Below are 16,317 nucleotides of genomic sequence, written 5' to 3'. Positions count from 1 at the left end.
CGCGAGAGGAACGCGAACCTCGGGAGATTCCGGGTTCTAGTACCAGTGGTTGGCCTGCCAGAAGGACCAGGCGGCGCACGGGCTGCCGTAGCGGCCGCTGTTCATGTAGTTGAGGCCCCACTTGATCTGCGTGGCCGGGTTGGTCATCCAGTCGGCCCCGGCCGAGGCCATCTTCGAGCCGGGGAGCGCCTGGACGAGACCGTAGGCACCGGAGGACGGGTTGCTCGCCCGGTAGTTCCAGCTCGACTCGACGTTCACGATGTTGCTGAAGCACTGGAACTGGTCGGCGGGCACGATCTGACGCGCCATCGCCTGGATCTCGGCGACGGTGTACGAGCCCTTCGCCGCGAAGGAGGAGGCGCTGCGGACCGAAGAACGGCTGGCGCGCTCGGCCTCGTCCTTCTTCTTCTTCTCCAGGCGCTCCTTCTCCAGCTTGTCCTCGGCCGCCGCCTTCTTCGACTTGGCGTCCTTGGCAGCCTGGATACGGGCCGCTTCCTCCACGGACTTCTTCGCGGCGGCATCGGCCGCGGAGGCCTGGGCGTCGGCCTGCTGCGTCAGCGAGGCGGTCTGCACCTGGGCCTGCTGGCCCGCGGGGATGTCTGCGAGCAGCGTGGTGTCGGCTGCGGTCGCCTCGAAGTTGTTGTCGTCGACAGCAGGGGTGCTGCCCGATGCAACGCCTACGACGGCGCCAACGGTGGTCACGGCAGTGGCAGATGCCACGGCGAACCCCCGGACCGAGATCCGGCTCACACGGTGTCCTTCCAGCATCGCCCGCTTAGGTGACCTCGCGGACGCAATCGTGCCCCTGACGCTGGCCTCCCTACTGCCTGGGTCACGGGAGGCACGGGCCCGGTGGGCGACTCCCCGGAAGGAGCGCCGCGTGGTGCTCGCGGGCGGCATACGGACGGCGATTGTTGAGTTGTGTGGTGCGTGGCACCTGTGGAGGTGCGGGTGTGCCGTATGCGGGGCCTGACGGAAGCAAGACTCTGCCGGAACGGCACACCGGTAAGCAATTCTCCGTTGCGTGTGAAAGCTCACACCTCGTTTGGAGCAAGTGATTTACGGAAATGGTGCCGCAGCACGGTGCCGCCCGGCTAAGCTGCTTCGCTCGCCGGGCGGCACCAACTGTCGTATCCCGTATCAGATCTGGCCTTCCTCCAGCATTTCGGTCACCAGCGCGGCGATCTGCGAGCGTTCGGAGCGGGCGAGGGTGACGTGCGCGAAGAGCGGATGGCCCTTCAGCTTCTCGACCACGGCGACGACTCCGTCGTACCGGCCGACCCTGAGGTTGTCCCGCTGGGCCACGTCATGCGTGAGCACCACCCGGGAATTCGCCCCGATCCGGGACAGCACGGTCAGCAGTACGTTCCGTTCGAGCGACTGCGCCTCGTCGACGATCACGAAGGCGTCGTGCAGCGAGCGGCCCCGGATGTGGGTGAGCGGCAGGATCTCCAGCATCCCGCGCCCCAGCACCTCTTCGATGATCTCGCGCCCGGCCACCGCCGAGAGCGTGTCGAAGACGGCCTGCGCCCAGGGGCTCATCTTCTCGGCCTCGGTGCCGGGGAGATAGCCCAGTTCCTGCCCGCCGACCGCGTACAGCGGGCGGAAGACCATCACCTTCTGGTGCTGCCTGCGCTCCAGGACGGCTTCGAGGCCGGCGCAGAGCGCCAGCGCCGACTTGCCGGTGCCGGCCCGGCCGCCCAGCGACACGATGCCGACGTCCTGGTCGAGGAGCAGATCGAGGGCGATGCGCTGTTCGGCGCTGCGGCCGTGGATGCCGAAGGCCTCCCGGTCGCCGCGGACCAGACGCACGTTGCCCTCGGCGGTGACCCGGCCGAGCGCCTTGCCGCGCTCGGACTGGAGGACCAGTCCGGTGTGCACGGGCAGTTCGGCGGCCTCGGGTACGTACAGCGTCTCCTCTCCGTAGAGCAGATCGACCTGCTCGCCGGAGAGCGGGACCTCCGACATGCCGGTCCAGCCGGAGTCGGTGATGGCGAGTTCGGCGCGGTACTCCTCGGCGAGGAGGCCGACCGAGGACGCCTTGATACGCAGGGGCAGGTCCTTGGAGACGACGGTGACGTCGTACCCCTCGGCCTGGAGATTGCGCGCGACCGCGAGAATCCGTGAGTCGTTGTCCCCCAACCGGTAGCCGGCCGGCAGTACGCCGGGGTCGGAGTGGTTGAGTTCGACGCGCAGCGTCCCGCCCAGATCCCCCAGCGGGATCGGGGCGTCCAGCCGGCCGTGGCGGACCCGGAAGTCGTCCAGCAGGCGCAGGGCCTGCCGGGCGAAGTAGCCGAGCTCCGGATGGTGCCGTTTGGCCTCCAGTTCCGTGACCACGACGATCGGGAGCACCACTTCGTGCTCGTCGAACCGGGCCATGGCGTTGGGATCGGCCAGCAGGACGCTGGTGTCGAGAACGTAGGTGCGCCTGTCGGACATGCGGCGCTTTGTGCTGGTCACCACGGAAGGACGTACCCCCTCGGACGAGGTTGGGGTGCGACGGTGTCGCGGAGCATCCCAATGGGAGAGGACGGGCCGGGTTCGGGCCCCGAAGCACGGGCCGGGTACCGGCCCTCCGCGTCGGCCGCGTTGTTCGTACGGTCCTTCGTGTGCAAAGGGCCTCCCGGGCGAGCGGACTCCATGCCGCTCACTTGGACACGACGTCCGCCTGGTTTTTGACCGGACGTCGACCTGTCAGGGGTATTCCCTCGAACACGCGAAGCCATGCCGACCTGGGCGTGCGGGGTGAGCTGGGAGTTGTGCCCCGGACACGTGGGGTCGGGCGCATCGCCCGCGCGGTTCCGTCCTGGAGCGCCGGACGGGCCGGAAATGCCGGACGGGCCGGAGGTGCCAGGGGGCCGGAAATGCCGGTGCCGGAGATGCCGGCCGGGCCGGGGACGGCCGTCCGGCGGAGGGTCAGCCGCCGTAGCGGCGGCCGCGGGCCGCGTAGTCGCGCAGTGCGCGGAGGAAGTCGACCTTGCGGAAGGCCGGCCAGAAGACCTCGCAGAAGTAGTACTCGGAGTGCGCGGTCTGCCAGAGCATGAAGCCGGACAGCCGCTGCTCGCCGCTGGTGCGGATGACGAGGTCCGGGTCGGGCTGGCCCCGGGTGTAGAGGTGCTCGGAGATCAGGTCGGTGGAGACGATCTCCGCCAGGTCCTCGAACGAGGTCCCCTTGGCGGAGTGGTCCAGCAGCAGCGAGCGGACCGCGTCGGCGATCTCCTGCCGGCCGCCGTAGCCGACGGCGACATTGACCAGTATTCCGTCCACGTCGACCGTGGCCTGCTCGGCCTCCTTGAGCACCGTCTGGGTGTGGGCGGGCAGCAGGTCGAGGGTGCCGACGTGGTGGACCCGCCAGCGGCCGTCGGCCGCGAGGTCGCGCACGGTGTTCTCGATGATCCCGAGCAGGGGTGTCAGCTCGGACGCGGGCCGGTCGAAGTTGTCCGTGGAGAGCAGCCAGAGCGTGACGACTTCCACATCCGTCTCGCTGCACCAGCCGAGAAGTTCCTTGATCTTGTCCGCGCCGGCCTGGTGGCCCTGCGCGGCCGTGCCGCCGGACGCCTTCGCCCAGCGCCGGTTGCCGTCGAGGATGACACCGATGTGCTTGGGCACCTGGGTGTGGTCGAGGCGGGCGTCCACCCGGCGCGCGTAGAGCCCGTACACCAGGTCGCGCAAGTTCACTGAGTTCACCTCTCGGTTCCGTGCGGGCCCGCCCGCCCCTTTTCCCGGGGTCCGGGGTCGTCCCCCTGGGGATCGCCGCACGGGTCCGCAGAGTCCGTTGCCCCGCCGTGCCGTGGCAGTCCCCGAAGCCGCCACATTACTGCTCGGGCGGCGTACCGGCCCAACCCGGCCTGTCACAAGTCCGTGATAAGGAGAGAAACGTGACTGATTCTCCTCTCTCCTACCAGGCCGCCCCATCGCGCTACGACTCGATGGAGTACCGCCGCACCGGCCGCAGCGGCCTCAAGCTCCCCGCCGTCTCCCTCGGCCTCTGGCACAACTTCGGTGACGACCGCACGCTGGACTCCCAGCGGGCGATCCTGCGCCGCGCCTTCGATCTCGGCGTGACCCACTTCGACCTGGCCAACAACTACGGGCCGCCGCCCGGCTCCGCCGAGCTCAATTTCGGCAAGCTCTTCCGCCAGGACTTCGCCCCGTACCGGGACGAGCTGATCATCTCCACCAAGGCCGGGTACGAGATGCACCCCGGCCCGTACGGCGAGTGGGGTTCCCGCAAGTACCTGCTGTCGTCGCTGGACGCCTCGCTGAAGCGGATGGGGCTGGAGTACGTCGACATCTTCTACTCCCACCGCTTCGACCCGGAGACCCCGCTGGAGGAGACGATGGGGGCGCTGGCCTCCGCCGTCCGGCAGGGCAAGGCGCTGTACGCGGGGGTGTCCTCGTACAACGCGGAGCAGACCGCCGAGGCGGCCGGGCTGCTCAAGGAGATGGGTGTGCCGGCGCTGATCCACCAGCCGTCCTACTCGATGATCAACCGCTGGATCGAGGACGACGACCTGCTCGACACCCTGGAGACGGCCGGCATGGGCTGCATCTCCTTCGTGCCGCTCGCACAGGGGCTGCTCACCGGCAAGTACCTGACGGGCATCCCGGAGGGGTCCCGCGCCACCCAGGGCAAGTCGCTGGATCCCGGTCTGCTCTCGGACGAGGTGGTGCGCCGGCTGAACGGGCTGAACGACATCGCCCGACGACGCGGTCAGTCGCTCGCCCAGCTGGCGCTCTCCTGGGTGCTGCGCGACAGCCGGATGACCTCCGCGCTGATCGGTGCGTCGAGCGTGAAGCAGCTGGAGGAGAATGTCGCTGCGCTGGCCGGACAGCCGCTGTCCGCCGAGGAGTTGACGGAGATCGACGCCTTCGCCGTGGACACCGCGGGCACCAACATCTGGGCCGGACGGAGCTGACGGGACGGGCGGCCCCGCGGGGCGCCGCGGTCCGGCACCGCGGTCCGGCGCCGTGGTCCGGACAAAAAACGGGCCGGTCCGTGGGGGGGGATACGGACCGGCCCGAGGGGGGGTTTCCACCATAACCCTTCGTAAGTGATGCTGGGCGCCACGCCACTCCACAATCACTCTCCGGATTCACCGGACTCCGTTGCGCGCATCACCGGGTTGACGTCTCAGTGCCCGCCGACCGGCTTCACACAGCCGGTTCCTTCGAGGTATTTGCCGTGCGCCTCGGCCGTGACCAGGCCGTTGACCACGCCGTCCAGCGAGCCCTCGACGCAGATGGCGCCGAGGTCGAGCACGAAGGTGTTGCGGTGCGGACCGAAGGTGCCGGTGGTGACGGCGCCGGAGCTGTAGCCCAGTCCGGTGAGGGCCGCCCGGATCCGGGGCTCGGTGGCCCTGCGGCTCTCCGCGATCCCGGCCAGACCCGCCTTGACCCTCGCCACCTCGGCGTCCGCCTCGGCCCGGTCGGCCGGGGAGAGTTCGGCGGTGGACTGGAAGGCGTGGTTCTCCCGGTACTTCGAGGCGTCGCTGCCGTCGACCGAGGAGTCGCCCCGGACCGGCGGGCCGCCGTCCGTGCCGGGAGCCGCGTCCGCGGCGCCGGTACCGGCGTGCTCGGTGCCGCAGCCGGCCAGTACGGGGGCGAGGGCGAGTGCCGCCGCTGCGGCGAGTGTCCGGGCCGTGCGTCTCGCAGAGGTCATGCGCCGAGTATGGGACAGGACCTGACCTGATGGGCCGGTAGTTTCCCCGTCATGACGAGCCGAACCACAACCGTGACCTGGACCGCCGCGAACGCCCGCCGGACGGCACGCCAGGGGCTCGTGTGCCCCGGCAGCCGCACCCCCGCCGAAGTGGTCGCCACGCTGCCGGCCGCGCACGCCCAGGTCCTGTCGGCCGCCGAGTTGTCCGTCGGGCTGCGGGCCACGGACCTGACCCGTGCCGATGTGCGCGACGCGCTGTGGAAGGACCGCACCCTGGTCAAGACCTTCGGGCCGCGGGGCACCGTCCATCTGCTGCCGACGGACGAGCTCCCGCTGTGGACGGGGGCGTTGTCCGCGCTGCCGGCCGGGCGCACCCAGTCCGCCAAGGACGCCCGGATGACGCCGGAGCAGGTCGAGACGGTGCTCGCCGCGATCGGGGACGCGCTGACCGGGCCCGAGCTGACCGTCGACGAGCTGTCCGAGGCGGTGGTGGAGCGGGCCGGGGCGTGGGCGGGCGATCCGGTGATGCCCGCGTTCCAGGGCATGTGGCCGCGCTGGCGGCAGGTGCTGCATCTGGCGGGTCACCGGGGGGTGCTGTGCTTCGGGCCGGATCGCGGCCGCAAGGTCACCTACACCCGCCCCGGTGTCGTGCCGCTCGACGGTCCCGGGGCGCTCGCCGGTCTCGTACGCCGCTATCTGCACGCGTACGGACCCGCGACTCCCGCGCACTTCGCGAAGTGGCTCGCGGCGCCCTCCGGTTGGGCCGGGGAGCTGTTCGCGGGGACGGCGGCGCGCGGGGAGATCGAGCAGGTGACGTACGAGGGCGGCCCGGCCTGGGTGGTGGCGGGCGACACCGACTTCCCGTCGGAGCCGGTACGCGGGGTGCGGCTGCTCCCCTATTTCGACGCCTTTCTCATCGCGTCCCGGCCGCGCGAGCGGCTCTTCCCGGGCGCGGCGTACACGCGGGCGCTGGCGGGCGGCCAGGCGGGGAACTTCCCGGTGCTGCTGGTCGACGGCACGGCCGCCGGGGTGTGGCACCAGCGGCGTTCGGGCCGCCGGATCGCGGTGACCGTGGAACCGCTGGCCCCGCTGACGGCCGGACAGCTGCGGGAGCTGGAGGCGGAGGTGGCGCGGGTCGGGGCGGTGCTGGAGGGGAACGCGGAGCTGACGGTGGGCAAGGTGACGGTGGGGGCGCACGCGTAGGGCGGATGCGCCCGGGACGTCCGGGGCCTGTCCGGCAGGTCTCCGGCTCAGGTCACTGGGTGGCCGCCGGGGCGCCGCGGTGGCCGCGGGTGAAGCGGATCGCGACGGTGTCGCCGCCGACGACCACGAAGCTGCCCCCCTCGCAGCGGATGACGGCCTCGCGGACCTGCCCGTTCTCGTCCCCGCGTTCCTCGGTGCGGGTGACCGTCCAGCCGCCGTCCGGCGGCTCCGGCAGGTTCGACACGGTGGTGAACTCCCACTGCCCCGACGGTACGCACCAGTCGGGCAGCCGTGGCCAGGCACCGGGGCCGACCCGCAGGGCCCCGTCGGACGCGCAGGTCAGGAGCACCGACTGGTCGTCGGCCAGCAGGAATTCGACGGCCTCCGGCTCCCCCAGCCGTCCCTCCGGGCGGTAGAAGACCCCGACCACCCCGATGATCCGCGCCCCCCTGAGCCAGTCGGCCCTTCCCTGCCGCGGGACCCGCGGCGCGTCCTCTTCGTTCCCCACCCTCATGGCCAAGTCCTTCCCCAGGCGCTCACCGTCCAGGGTCGCATCCCGGGGCCGGAAGCGGCGGGTGCGTCTCAGGCCTTGGCATCCGGCTTGCGGGCCTCGATCAGGAATCGGGTGGTGTGGGCGACGAACGGCCCCTCGGTCTCGATCCGGTGGTGCAGTTCGGCCAGTCGCGGCCGGTACTCCTCGACGGTGAAGCCCGGCACCATCCAGATCACCTTGCGCAGGAAGTAGACGACGGCGCCGATGTCGCGGAATTCGGTGCGCAGCCGCTCCGCCCGCAGATCGACGACCTCCAGCCCGGCCGCCTCGGCCGCCGACCGGGCCGCCCCGGGGTCGCGCGCGGTGCGGACGGCCGGGGGCTGCGGGCCGAGGAAGTACTCGACGAGTTCGAAGACGCTGGCCGGGCCGACCTGTTGGGAGAAGTAGCTGCCGCCGGGGGTGAGCACCCGCGCGATCTCCTCCCACCAGGTGGTCACCGGATGCCGGCTGACCACCAGGTCGAAGGCGTTGTCGCCGAACGGCAGCGGCGGCTCGTCCGGGTCGGCGACCACGGCCGCGCCGAGCGGGTGCAGGAGCGCGGTGGCGCGGGCGACGTTCGGCGGCCAGGACTCGGTGGCGACGGCGAGCGGCGGCAGCTTCGGTACGGAGGCGAGGACCTCGCCGCCGCCCGTCTGGATGTCGAGCGCGGCCCGGGCCCGCCCCATCCGGTCCGCCATGGCGCGGGCGTACCCCCAGGAGGGGCGTTCCTCGGTGGCCCGGCCGTCGAGCCAGGAGAAGTCCCAGCCGTCGACGGAGACGGCGGCCGCCTCCGCGACGAGGGCCTCGAATCGTGCGCGCTCTGCTTCGGCTGCTGCTTCTTCGGTGGTTCCGGACATACGGGAATGGTGTCAGCCGGGTGCCGGCCGGCGCGACTTCAATACGGCGGGGCCGCGGGTGGGGCGGGGTCAGGCGGCCAGTGCGCCGAGCAGCATGCCGAGCAGCGCGCCCGTGATCATGAACGGGCCGAACGGGATGCCGGTCTTGCGTCCGGCCCGCTTGAGGACCATCAGCCCGAACCCGTACACCGCGCCGAGCAGGAACCCGGCGAAGCCCCCGGCGAACACCACGGCCCAGCCGTACCAGCCCAGGGCCGCGCCCAGTGACAGGGCGAGCTTGACGTCCCCGAAGCCCATTCCGTTCGGGTTGATGAGGAAGAGCAGGAAGTAGAAGCCCCCGAGCGCGGCTCCGCCGAGCAGGGCGGACGTCCAGGATCCGCCGTGCTCGGGGAGGAGCGCGGCGGCGCCGAGGAGTACGGCGACGGCCCCGGCGGCGGGCAGGGTCAGCCGGTCGGGCAGCCGGTGGACCCGGCGGTCGATGGTCGCCAGGAGTACGGCGACGGGGGCCATCAGCAGCCAGACGGCCAGTTCGGGGCGGAGCCCGGTGGCCGCCGCGAGGACGGCGCAGGCGAGCGCGGTGACGACGGGGACGAGGACGCCGGGGGCGTAGCGCGCGCCGGCTCGCGGACGGTCCGCGTCTTCGCCCCGGTCCTCCGGCTCGGCGCCCGCGGTCGCGGGCACCGGGACGGCCGCGCAGCGCGCGCACCGGGTGGAGCCGAGCCAGCCGCGGGCGGCGCCGGTCAGGGCGTGTCCCCCGGGGCAGGTGTCCCGCCAGGGGTCCTCCGGTTCGACGGAGAACCGGTAGGCGGCGCGCGGGACCAGCAGTCCGGCCGCTGCGCCCCAGAGTGCGGCGAGCACTGTCAGCATGGCGTCCACGGCCCGACCCTAGGCGGGCGCCGGGCCCGGGTCATGGGTCCTGGGGCCCACTGCCCGCCGTTGGGGGCCCATGAGCGGTCACCTGCCGCTACCTTCGTGGCCATGGCTCAATGGCGCAATGGCACAGGCACGTTGACGGTCACCGACGCACAGGGCGGGCCGGAGGAGGTGATACCGCTGCGGATCGCGGCCTCCTACCGGGCCCGGAGTCGCGGGCTGCTGGGGCAGGACGGGATCGACGGCGCCCTGATGATCACCCCGTGCGGGAGTGTGCACAGCTTCCGGATGCGGTTCACCATCGATGTGGCTTACCTGGACCGGAAGTTCAGGGTGGTGGCGGTCCACACGATGAAGCCCGGCCGGCTGGGGATGCCCCGGCTGCGGGCCCGGCATGTGATCGAGGCGGAGGCCGGGGCGATGGAGAAGTGGGGGATCCGTCCGGGGGTGCGGGTGGCGATCGACCAGAAGGAGACCGACCGGTAGTGGGCAACCGGACGCGATCAGGAGCCGTACTGGCCGTCGTGGTAGGTGTCCTGGCCTTCGGCTGGGGGCTGACCTCGCTGCTCGATCCTCATGTGCGCTGCGGCGGCCGGGGCATCCACTCGGGAGACACCTGCGTCACCCGGACGGTCCGCGGCGGCGACGTCTCGTCCGACGCGCATACGTACGCGCAGCGCGACATCGACGCGGCGATGACGCGGGAGCGCGTCATGGGCGGGGCGGGCGTGCTCTTCGGCGCGGCTCTCTTCCTGGGTGCCTGTCATGTGGCCACCCGGGACAGCCGGAGAGGCCGTCCGGTCCGCGCGCGGCTGGCGCTCACCGCCGAGGAGGCGCGGGCCGGCGCCACGAAGCCGGTCGGGTTCCGGGCCAGGACCCTGTGCACGCGCTGCGGCGGGTCGGGGGTGCGCGTCGGCACCGCCCGTGCGCGGTGCGTCCGGTGTCTGGGCAGCGGGCGGGGCCTGCCGGGCCGGCACTCCGTCACCGTACGGATTCCCGGCGGTGTCCGGGACGGCAGCACCTTGCGGGTCCGCGGCAGGGGTGCGCCCGGCGGCAGGACGGAGCCCGACGGGGATCTGATGCTGACCGTGCGGATCGTGGCCCGGCAGCGGCCGGGATCGCACCCGTCGCCGCCCCGGCCGCGCACGGAACCGCCCCCGGCGCGGGAACGGGTGGCCACCCCCCGTGCCGATGAGGCCCGGCCGGGCCGGAGCGGCGCCACCGGCCCCGTCACCGTCACCGGCGACGGCGTCCGGATCACCGTGGACCGGGAGTGCGTGACCGTGCACGAGGAGCGGGGCTCCCGCACCCGGCGCGGTACCTGGGTGATCACGCGTTCGCTGCGCTGGCCGGAGATCGCCCTGCTGGAGTTCGACAGCGACCGGCACGATCCGGTCGTCGCGCTGTACGCGGTTCCGGCCCGGCCCGGGAGCGGCCGTCAGCATCTGGCGGACTCGCGGACGTTCGCGTCCGGCGACTGGGAGATCCTGGCCGGCGCCGTCGAGCGGCTGAGCCGGGGGCGGCTCGTCCTCGACCTCTCCCGGCGCGGGGACACGCGCGGCCCGCGCGACTCCTGACGTACAGCCGGCCGTCGAGGGCTGCGGCGCGGGCCGGGCTACGGCCGGAGCTTCGTGCGGGACAGCGGCAGCGCCGGGGCGATCGACCAGAGGACCTCGGCCTCGTCCTCGCCGGGGTTGTCCCAGGCGTGCGCGGCCCGCGCCGAGAACGTCGTGGAGTCGCCGGCCTCCAGGAGGCGTGGCTCGCCGTCCACGCTCAGCCGCAGCGTGCCGCGGACCAGGTACGCGAAGACCGTCTCGGCCTCCAGGCTGTAGGCGCCGCCGGACCCGCCGCCGGGCCGCAGGATCGTCCGCATGACCTGGACGTGCCGTTCCTCGGCGGGCGTCAGCAGGAACTCCTCGATGCCGTGGCCGCCCATCTCCAGCTTGGCGCCCACGCCGCCCCGGACGACGTCCTGGTCCGGGTAGTCGAAGAGGGTGGCGATGCCGGTGCCCAGGGCCTCGCAGATACGGATCAGGGTCGGGACGGAGACCGAGGTCTTGCCGCGCTCGGCGAGGCTGAGGAACCCCTTGGTCACGCCCGCCGTCTCGGCCACCTGGGCGAGCGTCAGCCCCTGCGCCAGACGGAGCTCACGCAGCCTCGGGCCGATCGTGGACATGTGGCTGTCAGGAGCTTCGGGCATGGCGGACACGCTACCTGTCGGCGGGCTCACGGGCGGTGGCCGGGGGAAGACGCAGGTCGGAAGGGTTACCAGAAGGGTCTTTACCCACCGAGTTTAGTGCTGTAAAACTTGACGAAAGTTTAATGGCACTAAACAAGGCGCCCCTGGCGGACCGCTGTGCCGCCCCGCGGCCGTGCCGCGCTCCCCACCCCTTCCGCACCACCCGAGGAGGAAGCCGATGAGCTCCCCGTCCTTCCAAGAGAGCACTGCGCGCACCGTGCGCGGCGTCGTCTTCCGCGCCCCGGGCCAGGAGGTGACCGTCGCCGACATCACCCTGGCCCCGCCCGGCCCCGGTGAGGTCGAGGTCGCCGTGACGGCGGCCGGGGTCTGCCACTCCGACCTCCATGTCATCCGCGGCGAGTGGGACCACCCCACCCCGGTCGTGATGGGGCACGAGGGCTCCGGCGTGGTCACCGCGCTCGGCGCGGGCGTCACCGGGCTGGAGATCGGCGACCACGTCGTGCTGTCCTGGGTTCCCTCCTGCGGCACCTGCCGCTTCTGCCTGGCCGGCCGGCCCGCCGCGTGCAGCCTGGTCGCCGAGGTCGTGGCGCCCGGCGGGGTGCTGTACGACGGCACCAGCCGGCTCTCGGTCGACGGCGAGCCGGCCCACCACTACCTGGGCGTCTCCTCGTTCGCCGAGCGCGTCGTGGTCCCCGCCTCCGGCGCGATCAAGGTCCGCGAGGACGCGCCCCTCGACGTCATCGCCCTGGTCGGCTGCGCCATCGCCACCGGGGTCGGCGCGGTCCGCAACACGGCCGGTGTGGAGGCCGGGGCCACCGTCGCCGTCATCGGCTGCGGCGGCGTGGGCCTGTCCTGCGTACAGGGCGCCCGGCTGGCGAAGGCCGGCCGCATCGTCGCCGTGGACGTCGTCCCGCAGAAGCTGGAGCTGGCCCGCCGGCTCGGCGCGACGGACGCGGTCGACGCCCGGGACGGCGATGTCGTCGAGGCGCTGCGGGCCCTGGTCCCGGAGGGCCTGGACTACGTGTTCGACGCCATCGGCAAGATCGAGACCACCGAGCAGTCCATCGCGGCCCTCGGCCAGGGCGGCGCCGCCGTCATCGTCGGCCTCCCGCCGGCCGGCCGCACCGCGCGCTTCGACCCCCTCGCCCTCGCCGAGGCCGACCAGCGCATCCTCGGCTCCAACTACGGCTCGGTCGACGCCGCCCGGGACATCCCGGCACTCGTGGACCTCGTGGTGTCGGGCGAACTCGACGTGGAGTCGATGATCTCGGCACGGCGTCCGCTGGACGAGGCGGGCGACGCACTGGCCGACCTCGCCGCCGGCCACGCCCTGCGCCAGCTGCTGATGATGGAGGACCGGACATGAGCACCGCCGGAAAGCAGTCCACCGCCGAGAAGCCGGCCGACGGCCTGGCCCATCGCTCCGTCTCCACGTTCGAGGTCGGCGCGCAGAGCGTCGCGAACGTCGCACCCAGCGCCGTCATCGCGTTCGCCCCCGCCAGCATGGCGGCGTCCGCGGGCAACGGCGCCTGGTTCTCGTTCTTCCTGGCCATGGCCGCCGTCCTCGCCATCGCGTACTGCATCTGCGTCTTCGCCCGCAGGCGCGCCGGGGTCGGTTCGCTGTACGCCTTCTCCCGGCTCTCGCTCGGGGCCCCGGGCTCGTTCGTGACCGGCTGGGCGCTGCTCATCGGTGCGGTCTGCATCGGCTCGGGCTCGCTCGCCGGGGCCGGCTACTACACGGCGCGCGCCCTGGACCAGATCGGCATCGGGCTCTTCACCGGCATCCCCGGCCAGATCCTGCTCGATGTGCTGCTGGCCGCCGTCGCGATCCGGCTGACCATCGCCAGTGTGCGGACGGCGGCCCGGGTCGCCTCCGTACTGGAGGTCGTGTCGATCGTCCTCATCGTCGTCGTGCTGGTCCCCGCCTTCTTCAAGAGCGGGAACATCATCGACACCGAGCAGCTGAGCCTCAGCGGCTCCACCCTCGACGGTGTCGTCTTCGCCGTGGTGCTGGGCGTGCTCGGCTTCGTCGGCTTCGAGGGCGCCGCGTCGCTGGGCGCCGAGGCCACCGACCCGTACAAGGCGATCCCCCGCTCGGTGATGGGCAGCGCGGTGCTGGCAGGTGTGCTGTACATGTTCGCCACCTACGCACAGGTCGCCGGGTTCGGCGGGGCGGACGCCCTGGCCAGGAGCACCGACCCGATGGACGAACTGGCGGAGCTGTCCGGACTCGGCTTCCTCAAGTTCTTCCTGCACGCGGGCTTCGCGGCCTCGTTCGTCGCCGTGGTGATGGCTTGCATCACGGTCGCCGCCCGGCTGCTGTTCGGCATGGCGAAGGAGGGCGTGATGCCGGCCCGGCTCGGCGTCGCCCACCCCCGCCACCGGACCCCGTCCGCGGCCATCTGGGCCGTCGCCCCGTTCGTCGCCCTGCCCGCGGTGCTCGTGGTCGGCGCCGGGACCGAACCGCTGAACGCGACGACGTACATCGACACCATCGGTGTCTTCGGCTACATGCTCAGCTACACCCTGGTGTGTCTGGCCGCGCCGCTGTTCGTACGCCGGATCGGGGCCCGCGGCCTGCTGCTCACCTGGGGCCTGGGGCTGATCGGCGCCGCCGCGATGGTCTATGTCTTCTACCGCAACCTGTGGCCCGCCCCGGCCTGGCCGCTGAACGTGCTGCCGTACGTCTTCGTCGGCGCGCTGGTCGTCGGCATCGTCGGCTTCGCCGTCCTGCGGGTCCGCAGACCGGAGGTCGCCGAGCGCGCCGGAACGTTCGCGGACGACCTGGACTGACCCGGCCGCGTCCCCCTGCCGATGCCCTGCCCCCCGCGCACCTCGCGGCGGGGCGGGGCATCGCCCGTTGGGCCCGGGTTTGGGGCCAAGGGCCCAGGTCACCCGGCTCGCACGTCCGTACGCTCAACTCCACACCCGAATGCGGAACTACGGGCACAGGCATGGCAAGTGGGCGTCGGAGAGGAAGAACCGTGACTGGTGGCGGGGGCTGGGGAAGTGGAGGCGCGGGCCACATACCGCCGGGGAACGGGGGCAGATCCGACGCGAGCGGCGGCGTGTTCTTCGCCCTGACCCGCAGCTGGGCCGCCGGCGCCCTGGTCTACATCGCCTCCGGGTACCTGGTCTCGCGCGGACTCGTCGAGCTGCTGGCCACCGACGAGCGGCTCATGAGCTTCGGCTGGCGGCTGGCCCTGCTGCACATCCCCAACGTCATCACGACCGTCCTCACGGTGCTGGCCGCCGCCCGCGTACTGCCCGACGAGTACCGCGAGTCCCGTCTGCTGACGCTGCTCGCCTCCCTCGGTGTCCCGGTGGCCGCGATGGTGTACGGACTGGCGGTGTCCTGGCATCTCGTGGGCTTCGAGGGCACGTTGATGCCGATCGTCTCGCTGGTGACCGGAGCGACCGCGGGACTCGCCGTCGACCGGCTGCTGGACGACCGCGCGGACGAACCGGAGCCCGCCCCGTACCGGCCGTACTCCTGGCGCGACGGCGGTGCCACCGCCATGGAGTACCTCGGGGTGGTCGTCCTCGTCGTGACGCTGATCGGTGCGATGTCGATGGCGGGTGTCGGCGGCCAGATCGGCGAGCGCATCCGCTGCGCGATCAGCGCCATGGGCGGCGGCGGTGGCGGCTGCTCCACCGGCGGCGGGGAAACCACCGCGCAGCCGAAGACGGACGCCGACTACGAACCCAAGATGTGCCAGGTCTCCAGCATCTCCGACACCGTCGGCGACAAGGTCAAGATCGGCTGGTTCGAGTGGGGCAACGAGTACGGCTTCCAGCAGAAGGTCAGCCAGGCCAAGACCGATGTGAACGCGGACGGCAAGGTCGACGAGAACGACAAGCTGGTCTACATGACGTTCACCGACGCCGCCTCGGCCGGCGCCACCGCCAGCACCCCCGGGGTGAAGCTCGGCAAGCTGGGCAAGGCCGACGTGGACGTCGGCGGCGGCATCAAGATCACCAACGGTGACACCTGGGTCTTCAAGAGCGAGGAAGAGGCCCAGAAGATGCGGGACGACATCGAAGAAATGAAGATGTGGGAGACCTCCACGAAGTACAGCGGCGGCTACGGCGGCGGCTGGTACTCCGGGATGAAGTGGGCCGACAAGAAGAAGGACGTCGAGAGCAAGATCGGCGACAAGAAGATCTCGTACTCGACCATCGGCCTCAACGCGTACGCGGACGGCGGCCTCTCCATCAGCGCGGGCGACGAGACCAAGCTCGGCGCGAAGCTCGGCGGCAAGGCGAAGTTCTCCCCCGAGGTGACCATCACCAAGGACGACGTCAACGGCAACGAGTCGTACACCTACACCGCCAAGCTGGAGCTGGAGGGCAAGGTCAGCGGTTCGGCCGGTCCGCTGGGCGGCGCGGCCTCCGCGAAGGACAACCGGACCGGGGCGGTCACCGTCACCCGCGACCAGAAGACCGGCAAGATCGTCCGGATCGACATGACCCAGACCGTCGAGAACGGTTCGACGTCGAACAAGGGCGACATCAGCGGTGACAACGGCGAGAAGGGCAAGGACAAGCGGGGCGGCAAGGTCAGCGGCTCCGACTCCTCCGGCGAGACCGGCATCGAGGTCCTGACCAACTCGATCGTCTTCGGCAAGGACACCGACAAGGCCACCGAGGACAAGCGCGCCGTCGCCGAGCAGTGGCTGGACGGCTCCGGCAACAACACCGCCCCGTTCGAGTACATGTTCGGCGACCACTCGCTGCAGGAGAAGCCCACCGGGACCGACCCCTTCGACCGGCTCATGTACGAGGACGGCCTGTCGAGCAGAATGAACTACAACGGTCAGACGGACGCCCAGGAGTTCGGCTTCGAGGTCTCGCTCGGGATGAGTCTGGGATTCTCCATCTCCGACGAGCACAAGAAGGAGACACTGACGGACGCGCAGTTCCTCGGGGCTCCGCAGGGCGACAAGCGCTCGTACCTGCCGTACAGCTACTGCGCGAAGTAGCCGTACGG

The 16,317-nt window shown here is 71.6% G+C and carries 15 protein-coding genes; 7 read left to right on the top strand and 8 right to left on the bottom strand.

The annotated features are described in order from the left end of the window. Positions 1-36 precede the first annotated feature (36 nt). From AADR41_RS18490 to AADR41_RS18480, 3 genes are all read right to left on the bottom strand, one after another. Positions 37-750: an aggregation-promoting factor C-terminal-like domain-containing protein gene (locus AADR41_RS18490; RefSeq protein WP_342282517.1), complete on the bottom strand. Its 714-nt coding sequence runs from the start codon at positions 748-750 to the stop codon at positions 37-39. A gap of 390 nt (positions 751-1,140) precedes the next feature. Next, entirely contained in the window at positions 1,141-2,463 is a 1,323-nt protein-coding gene (locus AADR41_RS18485; RefSeq protein WP_342282516.1) for a PhoH family protein, read from the bottom strand. Positions 2,464-2,916: 453 nt separating this feature from the next. Then, on the bottom strand, positions 2,917-3,678 hold the full coding sequence (locus AADR41_RS18480; RefSeq protein ID WP_342282529.1) for an isoprenyl transferase: 762 nt from the start codon (positions 3,676-3,678) through the stop codon (positions 2,917-2,919). 200 nt (positions 3,679-3,878) lie between these two features. On the opposite strand from AADR41_RS18480, the gene mgrA reads away from it, so the two are divergent. Then, positions 3,879-4,919 carry an L-glyceraldehyde 3-phosphate reductase gene (gene mgrA, locus AADR41_RS18475; RefSeq protein WP_342282515.1) on the top strand — a complete coding sequence of 347 codons (1,041 nt, stop codon included), beginning with the start codon at positions 3,879-3,881 and terminating at the stop codon, positions 4,917-4,919. 215 nt (positions 4,920-5,134) lie between these two features. Here mgrA and AADR41_RS18470 read toward each other — a convergent pair whose 3' ends face one another. Continuing rightward, positions 5,135-5,662 carry a hypothetical protein gene (locus AADR41_RS18470; protein ID WP_342282514.1) on the bottom strand — a complete coding sequence of 176 codons (528 nt, stop codon included), beginning with the start codon at positions 5,660-5,662 and terminating at the stop codon, positions 5,135-5,137. Positions 5,663-5,713: 51 nt separating this feature from the next. On the opposite strand from AADR41_RS18470, the gene AADR41_RS18465 reads away from it, so the two are divergent. Then, positions 5,714-6,865, top strand: a complete 1,152-nt coding sequence (locus AADR41_RS18465) for a winged helix DNA-binding domain-containing protein (RefSeq protein WP_342282513.1) — start codon at positions 5,714-5,716, stop codon at positions 6,863-6,865. Positions 6,866-6,917: 52 nt separating this feature from the next. On the opposite strand, the gene AADR41_RS18460 is transcribed toward AADR41_RS18465, so the two are convergent. The 3 genes from AADR41_RS18460 to AADR41_RS18450 form a co-directional block, all read right to left on the bottom strand. Then, positions 6,918-7,379, bottom strand: coding sequence for a hypothetical protein (locus AADR41_RS18460; RefSeq protein WP_342282512.1), 462 nt, complete (start codon positions 7,377-7,379; stop codon positions 6,918-6,920). Positions 7,380-7,447: 68 nt separating this feature from the next. Continuing rightward, on the bottom strand, positions 7,448-8,254 hold the full coding sequence (locus AADR41_RS18455) for a class I SAM-dependent methyltransferase (RefSeq protein WP_342282511.1): 807 nt from the start codon (positions 8,252-8,254) through the stop codon (positions 7,448-7,450). 69 nt (positions 8,255-8,323) lie between these two features. Continuing rightward, on the bottom strand, positions 8,324-9,130 hold the full coding sequence (locus AADR41_RS18450) for a prepilin peptidase (protein ID WP_342282510.1): 807 nt from the start codon (positions 9,128-9,130) through the stop codon (positions 8,324-8,326). A gap of 102 nt (positions 9,131-9,232) precedes the next feature. On the opposite strand from AADR41_RS18450, the gene AADR41_RS18445 reads away from it, so the two are divergent. Together AADR41_RS18445 and AADR41_RS18440 are read left to right on the top strand one after the other, a co-directional pair. Continuing rightward, on the top strand, positions 9,233-9,613 hold the full coding sequence (locus AADR41_RS18445; protein ID WP_342282509.1) for a DUF192 domain-containing protein: 381 nt from the start codon (positions 9,233-9,235) through the stop codon (positions 9,611-9,613). After that, positions 9,613-10,704 carry a DnaJ C-terminal domain-containing protein gene (locus AADR41_RS18440; RefSeq protein WP_342282508.1) on the top strand — a complete coding sequence of 364 codons (1,092 nt, stop codon included), beginning with the start codon at positions 9,613-9,615 and terminating at the stop codon, positions 10,702-10,704. The genes AADR41_RS18445 and AADR41_RS18440 overlap by 1 nt, the downstream gene beginning before the upstream one ends. Before the next feature lie 38 nt (positions 10,705-10,742). Here AADR41_RS18440 and AADR41_RS18435 read toward each other — a convergent pair whose 3' ends face one another. Further along, positions 10,743-11,327: a helix-turn-helix domain-containing protein gene (locus tag AADR41_RS18435; RefSeq protein ID WP_342282507.1), complete on the bottom strand. Its 585-nt coding sequence runs from the start codon at positions 11,325-11,327 to the stop codon at positions 10,743-10,745. A 217-nt stretch (positions 11,328-11,544) separates the two neighbouring features. Between AADR41_RS18435 and AADR41_RS18430 the strand changes: the two genes are divergently transcribed. The 3 genes from AADR41_RS18430 to AADR41_RS18420 all read left to right on the top strand — a co-directional run bounded on the left by AADR41_RS18430 (position 11,545) and on the right by AADR41_RS18420 (position 16,309). Next, positions 11,545-12,693 carry a Zn-dependent alcohol dehydrogenase gene (locus AADR41_RS18430; protein WP_342282506.1) on the top strand — a complete coding sequence of 383 codons (1,149 nt, stop codon included), beginning with the start codon at positions 11,545-11,547 and terminating at the stop codon, positions 12,691-12,693. Further along, entirely contained in the window at positions 12,690-14,120 is a 1,431-nt protein-coding gene (locus AADR41_RS18425) for an APC family permease (protein ID WP_342282505.1), read from the top strand. Before AADR41_RS18430 ends, AADR41_RS18425 begins: the two co-directional genes overlap by 4 nt. Positions 14,121-14,311: 191 nt before the next feature. Beyond that, entirely contained in the window at positions 14,312-16,309 is a 1,998-nt protein-coding gene (locus AADR41_RS18420; RefSeq protein ID WP_342282504.1) for a hypothetical protein, read from the top strand. Positions 16,310-16,317: the final 8 nt, after the last annotated feature.

Origin of the sequence: Streptomyces sp. CLV115 (assembly GCF_038448545.1) — a bacterium.
Classification (GTDB): Bacteria; Actinomycetota; Actinomycetes; order Streptomycetales; family Streptomycetaceae; genus Streptomyces; species Streptomyces sanglieri.
The sequence above is the reverse complement of the archived record's forward strand: the minus strand, read 5'-3'. Positions and strand labels throughout refer to the sequence as shown.

Bases quoted from the DNA above. Each gene is read 5' to 3' on its own strand.
- AADR41_RS18470 (WP_342282514.1), bottom strand. From the start codon at position 5,662: ATGACCTCTGCGAGACGCACGGCCCGGACACTCGCCGCAGCGGCGGCA.
- AADR41_RS18465 (WP_342282513.1), top strand. From the start codon at position 5,714: ATGACGAGCCGAACCACAACCGTGACCTGGACCGCCGCGAACGCCCGC.
- AADR41_RS18460 (WP_342282512.1), bottom strand. From the start codon at position 7,379: ATGAGGGTGGGGAACGAAGAGGACGCGCCGCGGGTCCCGCGGCAGGGA.
- AADR41_RS18455 (WP_342282511.1), bottom strand. From the start codon at position 8,254: ATGTCCGGAACCACCGAAGAAGCAGCAGCCGAAGCAGAGCGCGCACGA.
- AADR41_RS18445 (WP_342282509.1), top strand. From the start codon at position 9,233: ATGGCTCAATGGCGCAATGGCACAGGCACGTTGACGGTCACCGACGCA.
- AADR41_RS18435 (WP_342282507.1), bottom strand. From the start codon at position 11,327: ATGCCCGAAGCTCCTGACAGCCACATGTCCACGATCGGCCCGAGGCTG.
- AADR41_RS18430 (WP_342282506.1), top strand. From the start codon at position 11,545: ATGAGCTCCCCGTCCTTCCAAGAGAGCACTGCGCGCACCGTGCGCGGC.
- AADR41_RS18425 (WP_342282505.1), top strand. From the start codon at position 12,690: ATGAGCACCGCCGGAAAGCAGTCCACCGCCGAGAAGCCGGCCGACGGC.